Raw genomic sequence first — 24,456 nt, forward strand, 5'->3', positions numbered from 1 at the left:
AATGACCCCAAAAGAGCCGGAAAGCGGCGATAAAACGCCGGTTATTTTGTTGCTATCATCATCAACCTGTCAGATAACTATTGCCTGTCCGGGTACTACGTCAAGTCGATAATGGCGATTTTTTAGCCTATTTTAATAAGGAGATTTTCCATGCAGCGCTGCGGCTGGGTAACACAGGATCCGCTTTATCTTGCCTATCATGATACGGAATGGGGCGTGCCGCTTACCGACAGGCAGGCGCTGTTTGAGATGCTGTGCCTGGAAGGCCAGGTTGCGGGCCTCTCCTGGCTGACCGTGCTGAAAAAGCGCGAAAATTACCGGCAGGCTTTTTACGATTTCGATCCGGAACGGGTAGCGAGGATGGAAGAAAGCGATGTGGATCGGCTGATGCTGGATAGCGGCCTGATCCGCCACCGCGGCAAGCTTACTGCTGTTATCGCCAACGCCCGCGCACTGCTGGCCATGGAGGCGCAGGGCGAAGACTTTGTCGATTTTATCTGGCGGTGCGTCGATCATCAGCCGCAAACCCATCATTACAGCCACTACCGCGAAGCGCCGACTTTTAGCGCGACCTCGGATGCCCTTTCTAAATCGCTAAAAAAGCGTGGTTTTAAATTTGTCGGCAGCACCACCTGTTACGCCTTTATGCAGGCCTGCGGGCTAATCAGTGACCACACTACAGACTGCTTTCGCCATCCGGATAATCTCAGGTAGCGACTCTTTACAATTTAGGAAGACAACACGGTTTTTTTTCCGCGCGGCATCGGCATAATCGCTTTTTTCAGGCAATTTTTGTCTGCCGCTGTTCAGGAATTTCTTTTTATGAAAAAACGTTTTGTCACCCTCGCTCTGGTTTTGAGCGGCACTATCGCCCTGTCGGGCTGTACTACTAATCCTTACACCGGCGAACGCCAGGCGGGCAAGGCCGGTATCGGTGCCGGACTGGGCGCGGCGCTGGGCGCAGGCGTCGGCGTACTCTCCTCCTCCAAAAAAGATCGTGGCAAAGGCGCGCTGATTGGCGCGGCTGCGGGCGCGGCATTAGGCGGCGGCGCGGGCTACTATATGGACGTGCAGGAAGCCAAACTGCGTGAAAAAATGCGCGGCACCGGCGTCAGCGTAACCCGCCAGGGCGATAACATTCTGCTGAACATGCCGAATAACGTCACATTCGACAGCAGCAGCAGCACGCTGAAGGCTGCTGGTGCCAATACGCTGACCGGCGTGGCCATGGTACTGAAAGAGTATCCGAAAACCGCAGTGAATATTGTCGGTTATACCGACAGCACCGGCAGCCGCCAGCTGAATATGAACCTGTCGCAGCAGCGCGCTGACAGCGTAGCCAGCTCGCTGATTACCCAGGGCGTTGCGGCCAACCGTATCCGCACCGGCGGTATGGGGCCAGATAACCCTATCGCTTCCAACAGCACGGCGGAAGGCAAAGCCCAAAACCGCCGCGTCGAGATCACGCTTAGCCCACTGCAATAACCTTCAGGCCGGACAATCTTTGTCCGGCCCTTTCGCTCTTTTCGCCTGATTGTGGGCGAGACCGCCCTTATGCTTTATCATGGCCCGATCCGCTTTCCGCCAATACCCGCTATCTTAAGAATTAAGTCCAGCGATGGCTGAAGCGATATCTTTTTTTACTTGTTCAAGGATCGCCATGAACTCCAGGGCCGCACGCGCGACAATCAGCGACGTTGCCAAAAAAGCAAATACCGGTAAAACCAGCGTTTCTCGCTATCTCAACGGCGAGCAACATCTGCTTTCCGCAGACCTGAAGCAGCGCATTGAAACCGCCATTGCGGAACTTAATTACCGACCAAGCCAGATGGCACGAGGACTTAAGCGCGGGCGCACCAGGCTGATCGGCCTGATTATCGCGGATATCACCAATCCCTACTCCGTGGATGTAATGTGCGGCATTGAAGCTGCCTGCCGCGCACAGGGGTTTACTCTGCTGATGTGTAACACCAATAACGAAGTGGATCAGGAGCAACACTATCTGAATCTGCTGAGCAGCTACCAGGTAGAAGGCATAGTGGTTAACGCCATCGGCATGCGCGAAGAAGCGCTAAGCCATCTTCAGCAGTCGCTGCTGCCGATGGTTCTGATTGATCGTAAAATCCCTGATTTCGCCTGTGACGTGGTGGGGCTTAACAATAGCGAAGCCGCCACCCAGGTGACTGAACACCTGATAGAGGAAGATTTTGCAACGGTCCTCTTTATTACTGAACCCCTGGGCACCGTTAACACGCGACATGAGCGCCTGAAAGCGTTTCATGAAACGATGGCGCAGCATCCGCAGCGGCAGGCGGAACAGGCGGAGGTCGCGCTGAGCGACAGCAAGCGGCTGGATTGGGTGTTACAAGATTTTTATCAGCGTCACCGCCATCAGCGCTGTGCCGTGCTGGCCGTTAATGGCGCGCTCACGTTACAGGTTGCGCGTAGCCTCAGGCGGCTCGGCCTGCGCTGGGGCAAAGATCTGGGTCTGCTTGGCTTTGATGAGCTGGTATGGTCGGAACTGGCTGGCGACGGCATCACCACGCTAAAGCAGCCGACCCGGCAGATCGGCTATGCCGCGCTGGAGCAGGTAATCCGCCGCATTGAGGGTGATGATACGCCGCCGTGCGAGCAGCATTTTTCCGGCGAGCTGATTATCCGCGGCTCTACCCGATTTACGTAAAATACTGCCTGCCCTTGCGCAGGCGGTATATTAATCATTTTGAATTTAATTAGCCTGCTGTGAGGGCAAATTTAACCTATCCAAGGCATCATAGGAATCATTTAAGGCGTAAATCAAATTATTTCTGGTAAGTTTCGCATCAATAATAAATTCATTCTGAGCAGAGCCAAGACTATCTATAGCAGAAAGAGTATCGTTTAATCCTTCCCCAATCTTACTCTGATACTCTTTTATGGATGCTATTTTTTCCTGTTTTTTCAGATCGGATTCTTCTTTTGGAATTCTTTTTAGTAAGTAGAGTATTGTTTCTTGATTATCGTAGATCTCATCCAAATTTCTCGTTACGTCAATTTCCTCACTTTTTTGATACTTCTTTATCATGGTATCGATTTTATCTCTCGCTTCATTAAGATGCTTAGTATATATTTTACTGAAGCCATCATTAACGACAGAGATACAGTTTTCTCCCGGTTCAGCTAAAACCTCCTTTTTAGCAGGCTCGATTCTTTGATTGTCGTTATCATAAAAATCAATACTATGAATTTCTGAGGAAGAGCCAGGAGAAATAGTCTTTTCTGAAATACGACTATTAACCTTTGAAAGCCTACTACCAGCATGAGACAATGCCACTTTCCTGGGAGCCGCTACCGGCTGAGCAATAACATTTTCTTTTTGCAAGACAGGGGGCTCAATATCTTCTTTTTTAATAGACTGTTTTAACTTTGAACTGATGATAATTTGTTTTATCAGACTTGATTTCTTTTCAAATTTTTTTGTTTTCTGATTAGCTAGTACGTTAAATAAATTTTCTTGACATGTACTCAAAAAATCGATGGGAAGCTTTAGAGGTGAATTTTCCACATCTTTAAGACATTTTTTTAGGTTTTTTGTTGATACCCTCTTTTCTTGTTCAGATTTTTCAACAAGTCTATTCAGCGCATTTTCCGCTCTGATCCGAAGCGACGAGAAAAGTTCAGGTCCTGGTTTATAGTTAATCATATTATTACCTTTAATTTTATTATTTATAAGTCATGCTAAACAGTGACTACCCTGATTAAATATTTTAACAACTAAACGGTGAGCAACCATAAAAAAACGACCATAAAAAAATTAAAAATAAGGTAATGATTCCCGTCCCCTCAAAGAATAAATATTTACGGTTAGTTTTGGCAGAATTTATAACGCATTTTAACAGCCAATCCCGCTGATAATTAACTTCTCTATAAAGCTTTACTACGCCAGCCAGGGTTCCGGTCAAACCAAACGGCAGGAGAGTGCCACATCCTGTAACATCTACGGTTTGTCCAGCTTTATGCTGCAAAATCCCGGTCAGACCGTGAGCGAGATCATAAAACCACGCCGTGCCCCTTTCTATTGGAACCGGTTCCAATTAACGTTTTTGTAACGTCGCCGTGCTGTTCGGAGGAAAAATGCAACCTGAAATTATTGTCGTTACGGCCGCCTATGGCTACGAGCGGATTGGTGAACTGGGCGGCCAGCAGGCCCTGGTGCCGATTATTGCCGCCGCGGGCGCGGATGGCGTTGAAATTCGCCGCGAACTGCTCAGCGAAGCGGAAATCGGTAACCTTGCCGCATTGGGCAAGGCTATTGCCGATGCCAGTTTGGCAGCCTTTTACTCGGTGCCGGAAGCGCTGTTCACTACGGAAGGTGAGCTAAACCCCAATCTGACCCGCCATTTTGCCGAAGCGAAGCAATTAAACGCTCGCCTGATAAAATATTCATTGGGCCATTATCAACAGGGTACGGACTGTACGCCCTTGCACGCCATGCTGAGCAATCAGCCTTTCCGCCTGGTGGTGGAAAACGACCAGACCAGCTGCGGCAGGCTGGCCGCCATCGAAGGTTATCTGACTGACAAGGAACCTGTCGGCATGACTTTTGATATGGGCAACTGGCTGTGGGTTGGTGACAATCCGACTCAGGCGGCGACAAGTCTGGCCCGCTTCGTCAGCTATATCCATGTTAAAGCCGCCGCGCCGACCGCCGACGGCTGGCGTGCTATCGAGCTGGACAAAGCCGATAGCCTGTGGCGGGAAACCCTGGCGCTGCTGCCGCCAGCGGTGCCGCGAGGCATTGAGTTCCCGCTGGAAGGCGACGACCTGACGGCCGTCACCCGTCACTATGTTGATTTGCTCAGAGGTATTAATCATGACCATGCATGAAAACGGCACGCTGGATGCGGTGACTATCGGTGAAGCGATGGCGATGTTTATTGCCAGCGATACCGGCGATCTGGCGGCGGCGGAGCATTTTACCAAACGTATTGCGGGCGCCGAATTGAACGTCGCCATCGGTCTGGCGCGGCTTGGGCTGAAAGTCGGCTGGGTAAGCCGCGTGGGCAAAGACTCCTTTGGCCGCTTTACCCGCCAACAGCTGGAAAAAGAGGGCGTCGACAGCCGCCAGGTTACCACCGACCCGCGCTACGCTACTGGCTTCCAGTTAAAATCCCGCGTGGAGGATGGCTCCGATCCGCTGGTGGAGTATTTTCGCAAAGGCTCCGCCGCCAGCCACCTCTCCGTTGAGGATTTTAATCGTGACTATTTCGGCTCGGCGCGCCATCTCCATCTGAGCGGCGTAGCGGCGGCGATCTCCGACAGTTCGCTGGCGCTTTCAAAGCATGCGGCACAGGAGATGAAGCGGATGGGCAAAACAATCTCCTTCGATCCCAATTTGCGTCCCGTGCTCTGGTCAAGCGAGCGCGAAATGGCAACCCAGCTCAACACGCTGGCGGGCTATGCCGACTGGGTCATGCCCGGCATCAGCGAAGGCAAAATCCTTACCGGCTACGCTCAGCCGGAAGCCATCGCCGATTTTTACCTGGCGATGGGCGTCAAAGCGGTGATTATCAAAACCGGTTGTGAAGGCGCCTGGTATAAAACCGCTGAAGGCGAAAAAGGCCAGGTCGAAGCAATTAAAACAGCCAACGTTGTAGATACGGTCGGCGCAGGCGACGGCTTTGCTGTCGGCGTGATCAGCGCGCTGCTGGAAGGCAAAACGCTGCCGCAGGCGATTAAGCGCGGCAACCGCATCGGCTCGCTGGCGATCCAGGTCAGTGGCGACAGCGAAGGACTGCCTACGCGCGCAGCCCTTGGCGATTTCTAGTTTACTACAACCATAATGAGCCGCGGCGCAAGGCAGAGCGCGGCCACCTCCAACAGAGGAAGCAGACGATGAACAAGCAGACAATCGCGCCTAAACGCTGGTGGTATATCATGCCCATCGTGTTTATCACCTACAGCCTGGCCTACCTGGACAGAGCTAACTTCAGCTTTGCCTCGGCCGCCGGCATTAACGAAGATTTGGGCATCACCCACGGCATGTCGTCGTTGCTGGGCGCCCTGTTCTTTCTGGGTTACTTCTTTTTTCAAATCCCCGGCGCGGTTTACGCCGAGCGCCGCAGCGTCAAGAAGCTGGTCTTTGTCTGCCTGGTGCTGTGGGGCATTTGCGCCTCGTTGACAGGCGTTGTTAGCAACATTCCGATGCTGGCTGTAATCCGTTTTGTGCTGGGCGTGGTGGAAGCGGCGGTGATGCCCGCCATGCTGATTTACATCAGCAACTGGTTTACTAAATCGGAACGCTCTCGCGCCAACACCTTTCTGATCCTGGGGAATCCGGTAACGGTACTGTGGATGTCCGTCGTTTCCGGCTACCTGATCAACGCTTTCGGCTGGCGCGAAATGTTTATCTTTGAGGGCATCCCGGCCGTCATCTGGGCCGTCGCCTGGTGGTTTATGGTGCAGGACAAGCCCGCCCAGGCGAAGTGGCTAAGCGACGATGAAAAAGCGGCGCTGGCGGCACAGCTGCAAAAAGAGCAGGAAAACATCAAGGCTGTGCGCAACTACAGCGAGGCTTTCCGCTCGCGTAATGTGATTATTTTATGCATCCAGTATTTTACCTGGAGCATCGGCGTTTACGGCTTTGTGCTCTGGCTGCCATCGATTCTGCGCAACGGCATGCAGATGGGCATGGTGGAGGCAGGCTGGCTCTCTGCGGTGCCCTATCTGGCCGCTACCGTGGCCATGATTCTGGCTTCATGGGCTTCCGATAAGCTGCAAAACCGCAAGCTTTTCGTCTGGCCGCTGCTGTTAATTGGCGCAATGGCGTTTTTGGGTTCATACCTTGTAGGCGCCAATAATTTCTGGCTGTCGTTTAGCCTGCTGGTAGTGGCTGGCGCAGCGATGTATGCGCCTTATGGGCCTTTCTTCGCCATTATTCCGGAAATGCTGCCGCGTAACGTAGCGGGCGGCGCGATGGCGCTGATCAACGCCATGGGTGCGCTTGGCTCTTTCCTGGGCTCCTGGGTTGTAGGCTACCTGAATGGTGCCACCGGCAGTCCTTCAGCTTCGTATATCTTTATGGGCGTATCGCTGCTTATCTCGGTCTGGCTGACGCTAATTGTAAAGCCCGCAGCCAATAAGCAGCCCCCGATGCCGCATGGCGCTAAACACGCTTAATGAAACGGGCCGGTTGGCCCGTTCCTTAACGAAACAGGGAGACACGAATGAAACCTTCTGTAGTGCTGTATAAGAAGCTGCCGCAAGATTTGCGCTCGCAGCTCGACGAGCATTTTGACGTAACCGAAATTAACGGCCTGACGCCGGAAACCCTGAGCCAGCATGCGGAGGCTTTCCAACAGGCCGAAGGCATCCTGGGCTCCGGCGGTAAAGTCGATGCGGAGTTCCTGAAAAAAGCGCCGAAGCTGCGCGCCGCCTCCTCTGTTTCCGTTGGCGTGGACAATTTTGATATTGCCGCGCTGACCGAGCGCAACGTGCTGCTGATGCATACTCCCACCGTGCTGACCGAAACCGTCGCCGATACCATGATGGCGCTGGTGCTTACCAGCGCTCGTCGCGTAGTGGAATCCGCCGAACGCGTGAAAAAAGGGGAATGGCAGGGCAGCATTGGCGCCGACTGGTTCGGCATCGACGTTCACCATAAAAAAATGGGCATTCTGGGCATGGGCCGTATCGGTCTGGCGCTGGCGCAGCGTGCGCACCTTGGTTTCGGCATGCCGATCCTTTATAACGCCCGTAAACATCATGAAGAAGCGGAGCAGCGTTTCGACGCGCAGTACTGCGATCTGGATACGCTGCTGAAAGAGTCAGATTTCCTCTGCATCAGCCTGCCGCTGACTGACCAGACGCACCATCTGATTGGCCGTGAACAGCTGGCGAAAATGAAAAAAACCGCCGTGCTGATTAACGCAGGTCGCGGCCCGGTCATTGATGAGGAAGCGCTGATCGCCGCGCTGAAAGAGGGCACTATCCACGCCGCCGGTCTGGACGTGTTCGAAAAAGAGCCGCTGCCGAAAGATTCTCCACTGCTCTCTATGCCGAACGTTGTAGCGCTGCCGCATATCGGCTCCGCAACCCATGAAACGCGCTACGGCATGGCAAGAGACGCGGTAGAAAACCTGATTGCTGCCCTGAGCGGCAAAGTAGAAAAGAACTGCGTTAATCCGGAAGTTGCCCAATAAGTTTTCTGGCCCGATAAGCTTTATGCCTCGGGCCAGTTTTTTTCCCCTCCTGACCTTTATTCCCGGTAAAAATTCCCTTCTTAGCCTAAACAGGCGCTAAACAAATAAGCTATTGCTGAGAAATTGCGCTAAGGCGCATTGTTATTTGTTTGTTTCCCTTAGGTAAAAATAAGCCAATTTTTTATTTAAATATTCCTTAAAGAAAACGGATGCCGCTGCGCTTGTTTGTTAAATATATAACCACACTGTAAAAGGATGGTTTAAATTAAAAACACTAAAAGAAACGTAAAGATCCTCTGCGGTTATTTACTGCCATCTCAGTCCCTTTGGCCGTTAATTGTTTCCAATTAATATTGTGATATAACTAAGCCCGCTCTTAACCTTGCTACTCAGCGTTAATATCGCTGACGGCACCCTTTTACCTTAAATATTATAACCCATTAAAAGAGGAGGCTTTATATCTAAAAGGAAATGCAGTTTTGCCTATGTCGCCAGCTAATTCGAGTGTCAATTTTATTATTCATGGTTTTACCTGAAATAAGAAAGCACGCTCATGCTGGCTTAATTTTCAATCTCCAAAAATCCGAAAATCATGAATAATAAACCTGAAGTAAATAAAGAAGAAAATAAAACAAATAAGCCGCTATGGCTACAACGTCTAACCTGGTTGACCATCGCTGTTCAGGGCGCCTTCCCGGTAGCCTGTGCGATTACGCCAACGCTTGCCGCCGCTCAGCAGCATTTTCTCACCCGTCCGGCTGAGCACGACAGCGACGCAGGTGAAGCAAAAGCAGCCAGCCTTGCCGCACAGGCAGGCGCTTCACTCGACAGCCGCTACGGCAACGGCGCCACCGCCGCCGCCGCCAATATGGCCGCAGGCGAAGCGGGTACAGTAGCGCAGCAATGGCTAAGCCGTTTCGGCACCGCGCGCGTGCAGCTGGATGCGGATAAAAATTTCTCGCTGAAGAATTCTCAGTTTGATCTGCTGTTGCCTTTAAGCGATCGCGCCGACCGACTGATTTTCACGCAGGGAAGTTTCCACCGTACCGACGATCGCAACCAGGCAAATCTTGGCCTGGGTATTCGTCATTTCGGTCAGGGTTTTATGACCGGCGCCAACACCTTCCTTGATTACGATCTTTCCCGCGACCACGCCCGTTCCGGCCTGGGCGTGGAATACTGGCGCGACTTCGTTAAGGTTTCCGCCAATGGCTATGTCCACCTGACCAGCTGGAAAGATTCGAAAGATTTCGCCGATTATCAGGAACGTCCGGCCAACGGCTGGGATATCCGTACTGAGGCCTATCTGCCTGCATGGCCGCAGCTTGGCGCGAAGCTTAACTACGAACAGTATTACGGTAATCAAGTTGCGCTGTTTGGCAATGATAACCGCCAGAAAAACCCTCATGCTATTACTGCTGGCGTCACCTACACGCCTTTCCCACTGCTGACGCTGGAAGCAGAGCAGCGCGCAGGTAAAGGCGGCGAAAACGATACCCGCTTTGGGCTGGAGTTGAACTACCAGATCGGCGCATCCTGGCAGCAGCAGCTTAGCGGCGATGCCGTCAGCAGCCTGCGCAGCCTGAAAGGCAATCGCTACGATTTAGTTAACCGTAACAACAATATCGTGCTGGATTACCGTAAAAATGAAGTGATCAGGCTCAGCACCGCCAGTCTGGTCACCGGGCATACCGGCGAGCAGAAATCACTGAACGTCTCCGTTAACAGCAAATATAGCCTGGCGCATATTGACTGGTCTGCCGCCGATTTGATCGCCAACGGCGGTAAAATTGTGGCTGACGGCCCTGCCAGCTATAGCGTGGTGCTGCCAGCCTGGCATAACGGCAGCAACACCTATACCATCAGCGCCGTTGCCGTGGACAGCAAGGGCAACAGCTCAAACAGAGCCGAAACGCAGGTCACAGTGAGCGAAGCGGAAATCAGCGTGAACAAAAGTTCTCTGACGCCAGCAAATAGCATCCTGCCAGCAGACGGCCATTCTCAACAAACTTTGACCCTGGCCGTGAAAGACGCAATGGGCAATCCTGTTGATATCAATGAAAAAGAAATTAGCATTGTTAAAAACAGTCAACCCAATGGCGCGACAATCACTTCCTTTACTCGCCAAAGTGCTGGTCAGTACACTGCCGTCGTCACCGCAGGCACCCAGCCGGAAACCTTTACCGTTACTCCACAGGCGAGAAATATCGCTTTCCCTTCGGCAACGGTGACTGTCACGGCGGATAATGCGAGCGCGCGGCTCTCCAGCCTGACCGTGATAAAAAATAATGCCGTTGCGGATGGTCACGATCAGGATCAGCTAAAAGCCATTGTTACCGATGCCCAGGGCAATCGTCTGGCAGGAGAAACGGTTAGCTTTACCGCCGATCACGACGCCGCTATAGCGCAGTCGGCAACAACTAATGCTCAGGGTGAGCTCACTGTCTCCGTCAGCGATACAAAATCCGGGCTGAGCAATGTTAGCGCGCGCGTAGGCGGTGATACCAAAGAAGCAAGCGTAAACTTTGTTGCTGGCGAAGCCGCACAGTTTGATATGGTCGCAGTGACCAGAAAAACAAGCGTTACCTCCGGGGATCCGTTGATCGTACGTGTAAGCGCGAAAGATGCCAATGGCAATCCCGTTGCTAACCAGCGGGTGACCATAAAATCCGACAGAACCGAGCTGCAGTTACCTTCATCAGTCATGCTTCAGGAAGATGGCACGGCGCTGTTCAATGCCAGAACCACTTATTCTGCTCCTTATTTTGTAACAGGTTCGCTTAACGGCCAAAGCAAAACGGTAGAGCTGGATTTCACCCCAGGTCAGGGCGTTGCCAGCCATTCGCCTTTCATTGCCGATAAGAAGAGCGTGCCTGCTGACGGCGTCAGCGAAATTAAGCTGGTCTTTACCCCTAGCGATATTTATAACAATACGCTTAGCAGCTCTAACTATATGGATCATTCTAAAGACATTCATTTCGACCTTAGCGGCCTGCCCGGCAGCAAAATCGTCAGATATGCCTACTACAATGGTACCTATACCTTTAAAATAGTATCAACTCGGGCGGGTGCCGGTACTATTAAAGCGCAGTACGAAAACACCGATGTTATTAAATCTTTGAACCTGAACTTCACTAACCCATAAAAGATAAAATTAACAGGCACGGATTCGCCTTTCTCCTGCCAGATGCCTGACATCTGGCAGGTTCCCTTCTGAGAAACCCTGTTACCAGGCCGCCTTTTTATAAAATCCAGTTTTTATTATCTTCCTCTGTAATAGTAAAAGCTAAACATACTCCGTCTGGCAGCAATTCTATTTCTAATATTAACTAACACAACCAATAAAACAATTAACTTAATTTAACAGAACATTCATAGCAAAAGTCAATAAAACAAAAACAGAGAGAAATGGAGTAACCGAAAACTAACCAATCTCGTTCTTTTCAGAAAATCACTATTTTTACGAAAATAATTAGCGTATTATCTCCAGTATAACCCAATAAAAAATACAGCTACCGGGAGAGCAAGACACTGCCTTTCCTTACATTTCCCTAAAAACATTATATTAACTCTTTAAACAAAGAGGCATAAACATTGTCCGCATCTAAAAGAAAAAATAAAAAATGGCTAACAAAGGTAACCTGGTTAAATATAGCCATACAGATTACCTTTCCATTAATATGTTCGATAACACCTTCTCTTGCCAATGCGCATCAACACAACCGCTTATTAACAAAATCAGCAGAAATAAATAAAACAGCCACAAAACCCTATACTTTGCAGCAGTCGGAAACGGTGAAATCCGTAGCGCAAAAATACAATATAAGTCTGGAGACGCTGCGCAAGCTCAATCAGTTCAGAACTTTTGCGCGCGGCTTCGATCATCTCCAGCCAGGGGATGAACTTGACGTACCTCGCACACCGCTTCCAGCCGTTAAATGGCATGACGAAGCGCCAGCCGAAGCCGATAACACCGGTGAGAGAAAAGCCGCCAGCCTGGCCGCCAGCAGTGGCGCATTTCTGGCTTCCCGGCCCAATAAAGAGGCGGCCGCTTCACTGGCCCGGGGCATGGCGACCGGCGCAGCCAATGCTGAAATCCAGCAGTGGCTGGGCCGCTTTGGCACGGCCAGCGTGCAGCTGGATGCCGATAAAAATCTTTCACTTAAAAATTCCCGGCTGGATTTACTGCTGCCGTTAAGCGACCAACAGCATCGGTTATTCTTTACTCAGGGCAGCGTTCACCGTACCGATGATCGGGCTCAGGCTAATTTAGGCCTGGGTCTCCGTCATTTTGCTGAAGAATTTATGGCTGGCGTCAACGCTTTCCTTGATTACGATCTTTCGCGCAATCATGCCCGCTCCGGTTTTGGCCTGGAGTACTGGCGGGATTTTATTAAGCTTGGCGTTAATGGCTATATGGGCCTGACGAACTGGAAAAACTCGCCTGATTTTGCGGATTATCAGGAGCGTCCGGCTAACGGCTGGGATATTCGTACAGAGGCCTATCTGCCCGCAATCCCCCATCTTGGCGCTAAACTGAATTATGAAAAATATTATGGTAAAGAGGTCGCGCTTTTCGGCAAGGATAACCGGCAGAAAAATCCTCAGGCTTTAACCGCAGGCGTTACCCTCACGCCTTTCCCACTGTTGACGTTAAGCGCGGAACGGCAACAGGGTAAAGATAATCAGGTCAGTCATCAGATTGGAGCCCAGCTTAACTATCAACTGGGCGTACCCTGGCATAAACAAACGGATAGCAGCGAAGTTGCGGCCATGCGCAGCCTGGCAGGCAGCCGTTACGATCTGGTCGATCGCAATAATAATATTGTGCTGCAATACCGTAAAAATGAAGTGATTAAACTAAAGGCGGCCAGCCTGATTAAAGGCTATGCCGGGGAGCAGAAATCGTTAAACGTCTCGGTTAACAGTAAATATGCGCTCTCCCATATCGACTGGTCTGCGGCCAATTTGATCGCTAACGGCGGAAAGGTTATCGCTAACGGCCCTGCGGATTTCAGTGTTGTGCTGCCTGATTACCAGTACGGCGAAGCGGCGGTAAATAACTATGTTATCAGCGGTGTGGCCGTGGACGAAAAAGGGAACGTCTCGCGTAAAGCAGAGGTTCAGATCACAGTAACCGAAGCGGCGATCAGCCAGGCGACCAGTACTTTAACACCGACTGAAAGCCAGCTGCCTGCCGATGGCAAAGCGCAACAGACGCTGACGCTGGAGGTAAAAGACAGCCAGGGCAAGCCTGTGGATATAAAAGAAGAAGAGATCGCCATTAAAGAAGCCGCGCAAATTAAAGGTTTTGGCGCCGACATTTCCGCATTTAAACGCCAGGCTATCGGTCAATATACCGCCGTGCTTACGGCAGGCGTTCATCCGCAGAACATTACCGTCACGCCAGCCGCGCGCGATGTGGCTTTTTCTGCGGCGTCCGTAAAGCTAATCGCAAATAGCGCAACCGCACAGATCGACAGTCTTACCGTGGTTAATGACAATGCGATAGCTAATGGCCAGGCGCAAAATCTGGTTAAAGTCGTGGTCAAAGACAAAGAAGGTAATCCGGTTCCTCAGCAGCCAGTGGCGTTAACTGCCGATAATGAAGCTTCTGTTATCCAGGCTGCTGTCACCGATGAAAAAGGTGAGGTAATCGTCGCCGTCAGCAGCCTTAAAGCCGGTGTAAGCAAAATAAGCGTTAGCACAGCGGATAAGCCGGCGAAAAGTATCGATACCAACTTTATTGCCGATGTGGCCACAGCATCGCTCGACGCGCTGGAAATCATCGAAAATGGCGCCATTGCCGATGGCAAAGCAGTTAACAAAATCAAAGTCAGCATGCATGACGCCAGCGGCAATCCGGTGCCGAACCAGAGCCTCTCTTTTAGCGTCGACAATAGCGCTTCTGTTGTTGCCTCGGCGGCAACCGATAAACAAGGCGAGGTGGTGGTTCCTGTCAGCAGCCTTAAAGCGGGAGAAGTCACCTTTACCGCGCATGCAGACGATAATCAAACCCGCAGCGTTAAGATTATTTTTGTCGCTGATGCTGCCTCGGCGTTGATAGGCAAACTGGAGATTATCGAAAACAATGCCGCCGCTAACGGCCAAAAGGAAAACCGGGTCAGGGTCACTATTACCGACAGCAATGGCAATCCGGTGCCTGAACAAACCGTTAACTTTACAGCTGATAATAGCGCCTCTGTCACGCCGTCTTTAACAACAGACAACAGTGGCGAAGCCGAGGCCGTCGTTACCAGCCTGAAAGCCGGTTTGAGTAATATTACGGCACTCATGAACGACAATATTGCTAAAAGCGTTAGCGTACTTTTTGTTGCCGATGACGTTACCGCCTCACTCAGCAAGTTCGAAGTAGTAACTAATAATGCGGTCGCCGACGGAACAGCTGAAAACAAACTCCAGCTATTGGTAACTGATGCCAACGGCAATCCGGTTGCCAATCGCCAGGTTAAGTTAACAGCAGACAGCAATGTGCAGCTATCCGCCGTTAACGTTACAACTAATAAGGAGGGCACGGCAACTGTGTCAGCCGCCAGCGTGGCCAGCGGTCGCTACAGCATTACCGCCGATCTTGACGGCAGTTCTCTTACCTCCACCGTTGACTTTATTCCCGGCGAAGTGGATGCCACTCATTCAGCTTTCACAATCGATAAAAATATTATCGCTGCCGATGGAGCTGACGCTATCAGGCTCTCTTTTACTGCCAGAGATAAGAACAATAATCTGATTAAAGATGCGAAAGTTACTTTTGTCACAACTGGGCTTAGCCAGATTCAGCTCGGAAATGTTAGCGAAGAAAAGGAAGCCTACACTGCCTTATTAACGGCCTCAGGGGCCGGGATCGGCCAGGTTACGGTCTTACTTGATGGTAAAGAAATATCGGGTCTGAAAGCTCAGGATATCGGTGTTTACCAGCACACCCTTAGCATTGCTATCAAATATTAAGGGATAAATCTCCCAACCGATATGCCATGAATCTAATTTAAGAAAAAAAGCGCTACATTGACAATATAGCGCTCAGCAACAAGATGAGAGAAATCATGCTAAAGAAATACAGGTCCGCCTTAATTTTTATTGCTTTCGCCTTAACCTGGTGTTTTTCTGCCACAAACGCCTTTGCCTTAGTATGCTATATAGGTTCAGACACCGAGGCTACGAAGGATACAGATGTATTAAATGCAGCAGCTTATCTTGGCAATAAAGGTAACGGTACAAGGGTATGGACCTCACGTGTTTTCACAAGAAACGTGACCTGCCGCTCTGAATTAATCAACGGCGGCTCAGAAAATGTATATGTTTATCCTTATCCGAAAAGGGATTCGCAGCAATTTCCAAGCAATATACAAATTGGCCTTATTTTTAACGGCGAGGATTTAGGAACTTTTGATACCAGTGGTAGTGTGTCCTCCAGTAAAGTGGATACAGGATGGGTAGTGAAAAACGCAGCTGAATCACGCGTGATGACTTTCCAAATCTATATGGTAAAAACGGGGACAATAAGCACTACTGGCGTGAACGAAGTTACTGTTTTTCAACTTGATGGCCTGGGAGGGTTAAATGCTACAGACGGTTCAAATTATAATATAACCGTCTCTGGATGGGATAATATAGGCAGCGTTAACTGTACGGGCTCACAAAGCGCTAACAATACAACGTTATCCGGTTTCAGAACCCAGGATATTCTTACTGGTTCGACAACCCAGACAGCTTCCTCTGGTATAAAAATGTCGAATATTATATGTAGTGGTTCGAGCGCTACCGTCATCAATAGTATCAAATCTTTGGTAACTGTCGTGAATTTTTCAGGAGCCCCTTTTACTGGCAATAGTGACTATTTTGCCACCGATAAAACAGAACTGGGACTGGCTATTAAGGCAGAAGGGAAAAACATTATCCCGGGAAAGGGAGCTGAATTTGAAGTCCCTTTAACGGCAGGACAAGGGAGTAAATCCATCCCGCTCGAAATCACACCTCATTTAACCTCACTTAAATTCAATCAGCCTGAATGGCTTTTTTCGGAAAAGCCGGCCTCTGTTTCCAGTTCGTTAAACTATTCATACAGTATTACTGATGTCCACCTTAACTAACTAAGATAAAAGAATGGCTATCCTCAATATCTTTTTAGCGGATAGCCATTATTTATTATTACAGTTAAGACTAAGGTGATTAACGAGCCAGCCAGCCGCCGTCCACGGCAAGGGTGTAGCCGTTGATATAATCAGAAGCTGCCGAAGCCAGGAATACCGCTGGCCCCATCAGATCTGATGGCAGACCCCAACGACCTGCGGGAATACGCTCCAGAATATCGGCGTTACGCTTTTCGTCTGCACGCAGCTGCGCGGTATTGTTGGTCGCCATATAGCCCGGCGCAATAGCGTTAACGTTGATGCCGTGCTTAGCCCATTCGTTAGCCAGCAGCCGGGTTACGCCCATCACCGCGCTTTTCGAAGCAGTATAGGAAGGCACACGGATGCCGCCCTGGAAAGAGAGCATCGAAGCGATATTAATAATCTTGCCGCCTTTGCCCTGTTTAATAAACTGACGCGCTACCGCCTGCGACATAAAGAACACGGACTTGATATTGAGGTTCATCACGTCATCCCAGTCTTTTTCTGAGAAATCGATCGCGTCCTCACGGCGAATAATCCCGGCGTTGTTGACCAGGATATCAATCTTGCCGTATTCCGCCACGGCCTGCTCTACGATGCCTTCAATGCAGGATGTTTTGCCGAGATCGGCGGTCAGGCTGAAGAAGCGGCGACCCAGCGCGGTCACGCGTTCAATGGTCTCTTTCGGCTCAACGATATTAACGCCGACGATATCGCAGCCAGCTTCCGCCAGCCCCAGCGCCATGCCCTGACCCAGGCCGGTATCACAGCCTGTTACCATCGCCACACGGCCTTTTAAATCAAATGAATCCAAAATCATAACTGCTCCTGTAAGCCAGTGGGCGGACTGCGCGTCAGCAAGCTCTGCAACAGAAAGAGCAGCCCTGCCCGGTTTCCGAGCGCACACTATAGCGAAGGAGCAAGGTAAAGCGCTGTGATCGAAATCAGGAAATGCAGATTAATGAAACATCAAACTATAAAAAATGAAACACTATTTCATTTAATGACAGGCAGCTGGCTCAATGTGAAACTGGCACAGAAAATTTCTCTGTGCCATTTCATAGTGGCCGCGCGATTTTTTGCGGTCAACCTGAGCAGACGGCGCCCGCTCTGGCTGGCTTATTCAACCGCAATCGGCTTTTGCTCCACGTTGATTTTAGTCTCGCCCTGAAGGGTTTTAACTCGCTGCTCGACCTGCTGTACGGCACTGGCATCCTTCAGCAGCGAGTAAGTCAGCGTAAACTCCGCGCTCTGGCCAGGCTGTAGCTGTTTCACCCGGCCCTGCTCTTTTTCAATCGTGACCGGGTAGGCGTAGTTAGTGCCTGGTTCGATCCCCGTTACGTAGCCCTGCTTCAGGGTATCGGTGTTTTTCCACATCGTCAGCACCGGTAGCTGCCGCGTATCAAACTCTATCGCCGCGCCTTTGTCACCTTTGCTGTTAACGACTGCCGCCACGGTTTTGCCGCTGCTGTCGGCAATAGGCTGCAAATTAAAGACCATTTCATCAAAATCTTTGGTCGGCGCGCCGTAAGTTTGCCAGCTATCCAGCCCTTTTTTCGCATAGTCGTTAAACGGCGAGACGGATTTTACCGGCGCCAGGAAACGGGCATTTTCTTCCAGAATCGGCGTGCTGAAGTTGCTGTGATAGATGATTTCGTAATCCTGAGGATAGTCGCCCTGATTAGTCAGCACATCGTGAACAGTAAAGGAATCCTCGCCCGGAACGTAACGCAGCTCGGTCCAGGTTTGCAGATGCGCCTTTTTAAAAGTGTTTTCTTTCAGCAGACCGCGAATACGGATTTCATGTGGTGCTTTGTCGTCCACAATCACTTCCACTTTCGACGCTGGCGTATTGCCCGCTTTGCCGTGCAGCGTATAGATGCGGCCATCTTTAGTTACCGGATGCCCCGTCCACTCAAACCCACAGCGCACCATCATCTCGTTAAAGCCTTCCAGCCAGCCCAGACCGTTGCGGCTTTCCAGATTGATATAGGCAGGATTGACGACCTCGTCCACTGGCGAATCCCAGCCCAGACGTACGCCATGACCCTTCACATGCAGCAGATCCATGCCGCGCGTAGGGCTTAGCGCGATGGTCAGCCCGTTTTTGCTGGTCAGCGTCAGCACTTTCGAGCCTTCCTGTTTGCCGCCGTGCAGCACTTGCTGCTGAATACTAAAGGCCTCGCCGCCGAGCTTCAGTTGCTCACTGCTGACCTGCCAGTTGCCTTTTTCGGTGCCCTGCGTATCGGTCAGCACCCAGCTTTGCGCTGCCGCCTGTCCGCTGATCATCGCCACTACCGCGCCTGCCAGAAGAGTCTTATGCATTTTCTTTATCCTTGCTGAAATGATTAAGCTAAAGAGCATCAGCCTACAAAGCGCACGACGGCAGGACTGTGACTAACGTCACCGCACGGATTTTTAAGAAATTTTTATCAACAGGACGTGCTATTCATCACAAAATATTAACCAAAACGGCCAGTTGAGATACAGAAAACGGCACGTCTTCGTCAGCCCCGCCCGGGAAAACCTGAAACGATTCAATTTTAAGCTTGTCATGCTGCCGGTGGCACAACGTTGCATCACGCCTGGCCTGGCGTTAAGGTTAGCCTTCACTTGCCTATGATAAGCAGTTAACACGTTATGAGCTTTTCCGCTTTCGGTAACAAATTTACGCGCGCATCAGGGATTACCCGCCTGATGGAAGATATGGGCGAAGGCTTGCGCACGCCCGGTTCGGTGATGTTGGGCGGCGGTAATCCGGCCCAGATCCCGGCGATGAATGACTATTTTCAGCAGCTGCTGCAGGAGATGCACGACGACGGCAAGCTGGCCGATGCGCTCTGCAACTATGATGGCCCAAGAGGCAAGAGCACGCTGCTGGAATCGCTCTCCACATTGCTGCGCGATGAGCTGGGCTGGCAGGTCGGGCCGCAAAACATCGCGCTGACTAACGGCAGTCAAAGCGCTTTCTTTTATCTGTTCAATCTTTATGCCGGCCGACGCGAAGACGGCCGCAAAAAGCGCGTGCTGTTTCCGCTCGCGCCTGAATACCTGGGCTACGCCGACGCAGGCCTGGACGAAGAGCTGTTTGTTTCCGCCCGTCCCGATATCGAAATGCTGCCTGAAGGGCAGTTCAAATATCACGTTAATTTCGAGCAGCTGCACATCACGGAAGATACCGGTCTGATTTGCGTTTCCCGGCCAACTAATCCAACCGGCAACGTAATCACCGACGAAGAGCTGCTGAAGCTGGATGCGCTGGCGCAACAGCATGAAGTGCCTTTGCTGATAGATAATGCCTACGGCGTGCCTTTTCCCGGCATTATCTTTAGCGAGGTGCGCCCGCTGTGGAACCCGAATATTATTCTGTGCATGAGCCTTTCCAAGCTGGGCCTGCCGGGTTCGCGCTGCGGCATTATTATTGCTGACGAAAAAGTGATTTCCGCCATCGGCAATATGAACGGCATTATCAGCCTGGCGCCCGGCAGCATCGGCCCGGCTATCGCTAACGAGATGATCCAGCGTGGCGATCTGTTACGCCTTTCGGAAGAGGTAATCAAACCCTTCTACCAGGAGCGCGTTAAACAAACGATCGCGGTTATTCGCCGTTATTTACCGGAAGATCGCTGCCTGATCCACAAACCGGAAGGCGCGATTTTCCTCTGGCTATGGTTTAAGGATCTGCCTGTAACCACGGAAGTGCTTTATCAGCGCCTGAAAGCTCGCGGCGTGCTGATGGTGCCGGGCCACTTTTTCTTCCCTGGACTGGAGCATGAATGGCCACATACCCATCAGTGCATGCGGATGAACTATGTGCCGGACAGCGAAAAAATTGAGAAAGGGATTGCCATTCTGGCGGAAGAGATAGAGCGGGCGCACCGCGAATCGGGCGGCCAGACTATCGCCTGAGGGCACCTAATAAAAAAGGCCGCATCTGTGCGGCCTTCTCTTTTTGCCCGGGCTTATTTCAGAATTTCGATGCGGCGCGGTTTGTTCGCTTCCGGTACGACTCGCTCCAGGTCAATATAAAGCAGGCCGTTCTCCAGCCGCGCGTCGCGCACGTTGACGTGCTCGGCCAGCTGGAATTTACGCTCGAAGTTACGCTCGGCAATGCCCTGATAGAGATAGGTTTTTTCCTGCTGCTCTTCGGGATGAGCGCCGCGAACGGTCAGCATGTTGTCGTGGGCGGTGATTTCCAGTTCGCTTTGCGCGAAGCCAGCCACGGCAATAGTAATTCGGTAATGGTTTTCCGCCACCAGCTCTACGTTATAAGGAGGATAGCCGCCGTTGCTCTGGCCCTGATTGGACTCCAGCAGATTGATCAGACGGTCAAAACCAATAGAAGAACGGTACAGCGGGGCGAGATCGAAGTTACGCATGGTATAGCTCCTGATTATCAGCGAGTTGTTTGTGCCGACCCTCCACAATGGACAGGTCGCCGGGTCAGAATCGGCACCCTGTCGGCGTACGTTTTCTGACCCTGAACATAAAATGGTGGTGTTAACCGCGCTTTCAAGGGCTTGTTAAGGAAATTTTTTAACCGTTCTGGTGTGAATGTCATACACTCAGGGAAGAATTTGTCGACACGCATCAGCTGGCGCAGGACGGCCGGGCTTTTGCCGGATGGCGACAATCATCATCAGAACGGCCTGGCCGTCACTGAAGGGACACTCAACATGATAATACTAAAGAAAAGTCGTTTTGCTGGTTTGCTGGCCTGCCTTTCCCTGGCAGGTACCGGCGGCTGTTCCAGCTTTATGGCGCATTCCGGGCCGGATCAGGGATATTATCCCGGCACGCGCGCCAGCGCTAAAATCGTTGCCGACAGCGACAGCGGCTGGGTCATGCGCCCGCTTGCCGCTATCGACCTGCCTTTTTCCGCCGTCATGGATACACTGCTGCTGCCGCTGGACTACTATCGCTCGGGCCGGGATAAGGCTGGCGATTCACCGCGTGAACGCGTACTGCGTAGCGAGCAGCTAAACCATACCGGCGAGAGCCTTTCTCAGGCCGCGCCACTGGTTATCAATACGCCGCAGCAACGTCAGCAATAAATATCTGCTGAAATCCATCGATCTTACGCATATAGGCCACGTGCTGCCCGTCTGGCGAGCAGACTACCGCTTCCGGCAGAGGCGCCTCGGCGGTTCGGGCTGTCAGGCGCTGCATTTTCCCGCTGCCGGTATCGCAAAGCACCACGCTGTTATCATTGACAAAAGCGACCGATTTGCCGTCCGGATGCCAGCTAAAAGCGGACTGAATGTCGCTGGCGGCATGCGTAATCTGGTGAGGCTTGCCGCCGACGGGTGCGACTGTCCAGAGCTGAACGGTGCCGCCATCGTCCTTCATCAAAAAAGCGATAGCGCGGCCGTCCGGCGAGCTGCGCAGCCAGTGGCGCGGCGTAGTTGCCAAACCGGGAAAAGGCCGATGCTGAGTAAAAGTCAGACGGCGCTGCCTGACGCCCAGCGGTGGAGCCGGTAAAGTTGCTGCGGTGCCAGCCAGTGGCGCATCGCCTTCCAGCGCGTAATCAGCCATGTTTTCCGGCAGATCGACAATAAACACTTCCGGCACTTTTTCGCCTGTTGCGCTCAGCGTGTCGCCGATAAACGCTAATGCCCAACGCTGACGATGGCCGTCGCTTTTCAGGTAGCCCTCTTCGCCAACCCAGCCCTCTTCATAAGCCCGGTTGATATCGTCGCTGCCCGGCTGCGGCGCGGAGGTAGTGGCGCTGACCAGCACGCAAAAATGGCTTCCTGCATATTCACGCGGATGCTGCAAAGGCGGGCAAACCGGATGCAAAGGCACGGCGACGCCGACATTGCGTAAATCTTCTTTGACGTCCAGCTCGTGCATAACGTGGTCGTTATAGGTAAAACTCAGTCTGGTGCCGTCAGGGCTAAAAACATGCACATGCGAGCCGCCGCGCAGCGCGCCAGGCGTAAAAGGCGGCGTAATATCGCAGGCGTCCATATTTTCCAGCAGCCCGTTTTGAATAATTACGCCGCGACGATGATGGAAATCGTAGCGCCACTGGCTATCGGGATGTTCCGGGCCGTGAATACAGACGTAGCGCGGCGGCAGATCGGGGCTGGCAGTGATCACGCCGACGTGCGCGCCCTCTTTAGCCTGATAAAGAATTTCTGTCTGGCCGCTGAGATTGACGCGTTCGACAGTCAGGCTGTTAAAAGTGGCCGCGCTGCTACGTACGTCATACACCAGCCAATGGCTGTCCGCCGTCCAGATATTGATATTGGTCAGCTGGTGGTTGCGCTGAGCAAAAGTGAGCTGTTTTTCCGTCATCATGCTTACCCTTAGCGAGGTTAGTAGCTAAGGGTAATGCATCAGGCGTTTTTTCGGTACTGCCGGACTCAGAGCGCGAATTTCTCAATAGCGTGCGCCACGCCGTCTTCCATATTGGTTTTGGTAACGAACTGCGCGATTTCTTTTACCTTGTCGATGCCGTTACCCATTGCTACGCCGGTACCGGCGAATTCCAGCATCGCCAGATCGTTTTCCTGATCGCCAATCGCCATTACCTCGTCGCGGGAAAGCCCCAGACGTTCGGCTAACGCTTTGACGCCCGCGCCCTTATCAACTTTTTTATTCAGGACTTCCAGGAAAAAAGGCGAGCTCTTCATAATGGTATAGCGATCGTAAGCTTCCTGCGGAATACGGGTAATGGCTTCGTCCAGTTTTTCCGGCTGATCGATCATCATCACTTTCGGGAAAGTGGCGGACTTATCCATCTCTTCCACCGCGCGGTAGCGCAGCGGCATGCCGGTCAACGAAGCCTCATGTACCGTATATTCGCTAATATCTTTATTTGGCGTAAACAGCAGCGATTTTGTCAGTGCCTGGAAGTGTACGCCCAGCTCGCGCGCCAGTTTTTCTACATAGAGATAGTCATCAAAGTTCAGCGTCACTTCCGCCACGCAGTCGCCCGATTCCGCCTTTTGCACCAGCGCGCCGTTATTGGTGATGCAATATTGTCCCTCCCGTTGCAGATCGAGCTGCATCAGGTAGCGTTCCACGCCGATAAAAGGCCGACCGCTCGCCAGCACGATAGCAACGCCTTTATCGCGAGCCGCCGCGATGGCTTGCTTAACGGCAGGTGTGACCTCGTGCTGTGGATTAAGCAAGGTGCCGTCTATGTCAATCGCAATCAATTTTATCGCCATAACTTCCTCTTAAGCTTCACTGTTTCCCTCATGCTAGCGCGATTCAGCCAGCCATGACCAGACGGATTGTGCCCGGTAATTTTAAGCGGCATACCGGCGTTTTTCCTGAAATATTGAAACGCCTCACGTTCTTTGGGCAATAAAAACTGGAAACATTCAGTCGGTTAAGAGCTTAAAAAAAGTATTAAGCACAAAAAATCCTATAGCGCGTGTGGTTTAAAAATAATCGTGTCAAACTTGTCGTACATCACTCATGGAGGAAAGCGATGAATATCATGCTGATCAGCAGGGATAATTTTTTTGTTACCGGCGCTATTGCGCTAATCAGCCAGGTCTGGCGGCCCGACTTTAAAACCCATCCGGTTTTTGTCGTAGCGGAAAGAAACAACCCGCTGCTATTGCCGGATGTCGTTATCACCGATATGACGGATATCCGGCAGTCCGATCTAGCCAGCGGCATACGCAGCGCGCGTAAAGGCTGCGTCGTCGATATCTTTCTGGCTACGCAGTCCCGTCAGGGCAAACTGGCACGCAGTACGGAATACCATATTTTTCTCGACAAAAAAGAGGCGGCGCAGCAGCTTGTCGGCCTTTTCGGCACGCAAACTTCGGCGCTTTTCTGGCCTTCCCCCCTCTCATCCAAAGCGCGAAGCAGCCTGCATCAGTCTCCCGGCCCGTTGAGCAAGCAGCAGGCGATGGTGCTGAGCTATACTCGCCAGGGGCTTTCCCTGACCGATATTTCTCGCGTAACCCGGCTAAGTATTAAAACCATCAGCACCCATAAGCGCGCGATAATGCGCAAGCTGGGGATAAAAAATAACGGCGAGTTTTATCAGTACGCGTTTAGCGAAGGCGTAGCCCAGGAAGCCTGAAAGGAAGAAAGGCAGATCGGAAGATCTGCCTCTGCTGCTCTGTCACAGATTTAAACGCGATCGGGGGCTTGTCATCAACCCCGGCAGATCTGCCTTT

The 24,456-nt window shown here is 51.6% G+C and carries 19 protein-coding genes; 13 read left to right on the forward strand and 6 right to left on the reverse strand.

Features of this window, described 5'->3' with window-relative positions:
- Nucleotides 1–150 precede the first annotated feature (150 nt).
- The 3 genes from ACETPC_RS14840 to ACETPC_RS14850 all read left to right on the forward strand — a co-directional run bounded on the left by ACETPC_RS14840 (nucleotide 151) and on the right by ACETPC_RS14850 (nucleotide 2,683).
- A complete protein-coding gene (locus tag ACETPC_RS14840; protein WP_380182537.1) occupies nucleotides 151–714 on the forward strand; it encodes a DNA-3-methyladenine glycosylase I in 564 nt (187 codons plus the stop codon).
- A gap of 108 nt (nucleotides 715–822) precedes the next feature.
- Nucleotides 823–1,485 carry an OmpA family lipoprotein gene (locus ACETPC_RS14845; protein ID WP_380182539.1) on the forward strand — a complete coding sequence of 221 codons (663 nt, stop codon included), beginning with the start codon at nucleotides 823–825 and terminating at the stop codon, nucleotides 1,483–1,485.
- A gap of 175 nt (nucleotides 1,486–1,660) precedes the next feature.
- On the forward strand, nucleotides 1,661–2,683 hold the full coding sequence (locus tag ACETPC_RS14850) for a LacI family DNA-binding transcriptional regulator (protein WP_380182541.1): 1,023 nt from the start codon (nucleotides 1,661–1,663) through the stop codon (nucleotides 2,681–2,683).
- Nucleotides 2,684–2,728: 45 nt separating this feature from the next.
- On the opposite strand, the gene ACETPC_RS14855 is transcribed toward ACETPC_RS14850, so the two are convergent.
- Complete coding sequence (locus tag ACETPC_RS14855) at nucleotides 2,729–3,682, reverse strand: hypothetical protein (RefSeq protein WP_380182543.1); 954 nt, start codon at nucleotides 3,680–3,682, stop codon at nucleotides 2,729–2,731.
- Between the two features lie 431 nt (nucleotides 3,683–4,113).
- Here ACETPC_RS14855 and ACETPC_RS14860 point away from each other — a divergent pair, with 431 nt between their 5' ends.
- From ACETPC_RS14860 to ACETPC_RS14890, 7 genes are all read left to right on the forward strand, one after another.
- A complete protein-coding gene (locus tag ACETPC_RS14860; protein WP_380182545.1) occupies nucleotides 4,114–4,866 on the forward strand; it encodes a sugar phosphate isomerase/epimerase family protein in 753 nt (250 codons plus the stop codon).
- The gene (locus ACETPC_RS14865; protein ID WP_380182547.1) at nucleotides 4,853–5,806 is read left to right on the forward strand and encodes a sugar kinase; all 954 of its coding nucleotides are present in this window, start codon (nucleotides 4,853–4,855) and stop codon (nucleotides 5,804–5,806) included. The genes ACETPC_RS14860 and ACETPC_RS14865 overlap by 14 nt, the downstream gene beginning before the upstream one ends.
- A 68-nt stretch (nucleotides 5,807–5,874) precedes the next feature.
- Nucleotides 5,875–7,158 (forward strand): MFS transporter, encoded by a 1,284-nt coding sequence (locus ACETPC_RS14870; RefSeq protein ID WP_380182549.1) that lies wholly within the window; start codon nucleotides 5,875–5,877, stop codon nucleotides 7,156–7,158.
- Between the two features lie 47 nt (nucleotides 7,159–7,205).
- Nucleotides 7,206–8,180 carry a glyoxylate/hydroxypyruvate reductase GhrB gene (ghrB, locus tag ACETPC_RS14875; RefSeq protein ID WP_380182551.1) on the forward strand — a complete coding sequence of 325 codons (975 nt, stop codon included), beginning with the start codon at nucleotides 7,206–7,208 and terminating at the stop codon, nucleotides 8,178–8,180.
- A 592-nt stretch (nucleotides 8,181–8,772) separates the two neighbouring features.
- Nucleotides 8,773–11,325 (forward strand): inverse autotransporter beta domain-containing protein, encoded by a 2,553-nt coding sequence (locus ACETPC_RS14880; protein WP_380182553.1) that lies wholly within the window; start codon nucleotides 8,773–8,775, stop codon nucleotides 11,323–11,325.
- 632 nt (nucleotides 11,326–11,957) lie between these two features.
- Nucleotides 11,958–15,146 (forward strand): inverse autotransporter beta domain-containing protein, encoded by a 3,189-nt coding sequence (locus tag ACETPC_RS14885; protein ID WP_380182555.1) that lies wholly within the window; start codon nucleotides 11,958–11,960, stop codon nucleotides 15,144–15,146.
- A gap of 83 nt (nucleotides 15,147–15,229) precedes the next feature.
- Nucleotides 15,230–16,288 carry a hypothetical protein gene (locus tag ACETPC_RS14890; protein WP_380182557.1) on the forward strand — a complete coding sequence of 353 codons (1,059 nt, stop codon included), beginning with the start codon at nucleotides 15,230–15,232 and terminating at the stop codon, nucleotides 16,286–16,288.
- Between the two features lie 79 nt (nucleotides 16,289–16,367).
- Here the strand turns inward: ACETPC_RS14890 and kduD are convergent, their stop codons facing one another.
- Both kduD and ACETPC_RS14900 read right to left on the reverse strand, forming a co-directional pair.
- Nucleotides 16,368–17,129 (reverse strand): 2-dehydro-3-deoxy-D-gluconate 5-dehydrogenase KduD, encoded by a 762-nt coding sequence (gene kduD / locus ACETPC_RS14895; protein ID WP_380182559.1) that lies wholly within the window; start codon nucleotides 17,127–17,129, stop codon nucleotides 16,368–16,370.
- A 299-nt stretch (nucleotides 17,130–17,428) separates the two neighbouring features.
- Nucleotides 17,429–18,634, reverse strand: a complete 1,206-nt coding sequence (locus ACETPC_RS14900; RefSeq protein ID WP_380182560.1) for an aldose 1-epimerase family protein — start codon at nucleotides 18,632–18,634, stop codon at nucleotides 17,429–17,431.
- A gap of 315 nt (nucleotides 18,635–18,949) precedes the next feature.
- On the opposite strand from ACETPC_RS14900, the gene ACETPC_RS14905 reads away from it, so the two are divergent.
- Complete coding sequence (locus ACETPC_RS14905) at nucleotides 18,950–20,218, forward strand: valine--pyruvate transaminase (RefSeq protein WP_380182561.1); 1,269 nt, start codon at nucleotides 18,950–18,952, stop codon at nucleotides 20,216–20,218.
- Between the two features lie 53 nt (nucleotides 20,219–20,271).
- On the opposite strand, the gene ibpA is transcribed toward ACETPC_RS14905, so the two are convergent.
- Complete coding sequence (ibpA, locus tag ACETPC_RS14910) at nucleotides 20,272–20,688, reverse strand: small heat shock chaperone IbpA (protein WP_336143636.1); 417 nt, start codon at nucleotides 20,686–20,688, stop codon at nucleotides 20,272–20,274.
- A 297-nt stretch (nucleotides 20,689–20,985) separates the two neighbouring features.
- Here ibpA and ACETPC_RS14915 point away from each other — a divergent pair, with 297 nt between their 5' ends.
- A complete protein-coding gene (locus ACETPC_RS14915; protein WP_380182696.1) occupies nucleotides 20,986–21,363 on the forward strand; it encodes a YceK/YidQ family lipoprotein in 378 nt (125 codons plus the stop codon).
- On the opposite strand, the gene ACETPC_RS14920 is transcribed toward ACETPC_RS14915, so the two are convergent.
- On the reverse strand, nucleotides 21,335–22,609 hold the full coding sequence (locus ACETPC_RS14920; protein WP_380182697.1) for a DUF3748 domain-containing protein: 1,275 nt from the start codon (nucleotides 22,607–22,609) through the stop codon (nucleotides 21,335–21,337). The genes ACETPC_RS14915 and ACETPC_RS14920 overlap by 29 nt on opposite strands.
- A gap of 68 nt (nucleotides 22,610–22,677) precedes the next feature.
- Nucleotides 22,678–23,487, reverse strand: a complete 810-nt coding sequence (gene yidA, locus ACETPC_RS14925; protein ID WP_380182563.1) for a sugar-phosphatase — start codon at nucleotides 23,485–23,487, stop codon at nucleotides 22,678–22,680.
- Nucleotides 23,488–23,753: 266 nt separating this feature from the next.
- On the opposite strand from yidA, the gene ACETPC_RS14930 reads away from it, so the two are divergent.
- Nucleotides 23,754–24,359 (forward strand): LuxR C-terminal-related transcriptional regulator, encoded by a 606-nt coding sequence (locus tag ACETPC_RS14930; protein ID WP_380182565.1) that lies wholly within the window; start codon nucleotides 23,754–23,756, stop codon nucleotides 24,357–24,359.
- The last annotated feature ends 97 nt before the right edge of the window (nucleotides 24,360–24,456 follow it).

Source organism: Pantoea sp. sgz302252 (assembly GCF_042610525.1).
In the GTDB taxonomy this organism is placed as follows: domain Bacteria; phylum Pseudomonadota; class Gammaproteobacteria; order Enterobacterales; family Enterobacteriaceae; genus Erwinia.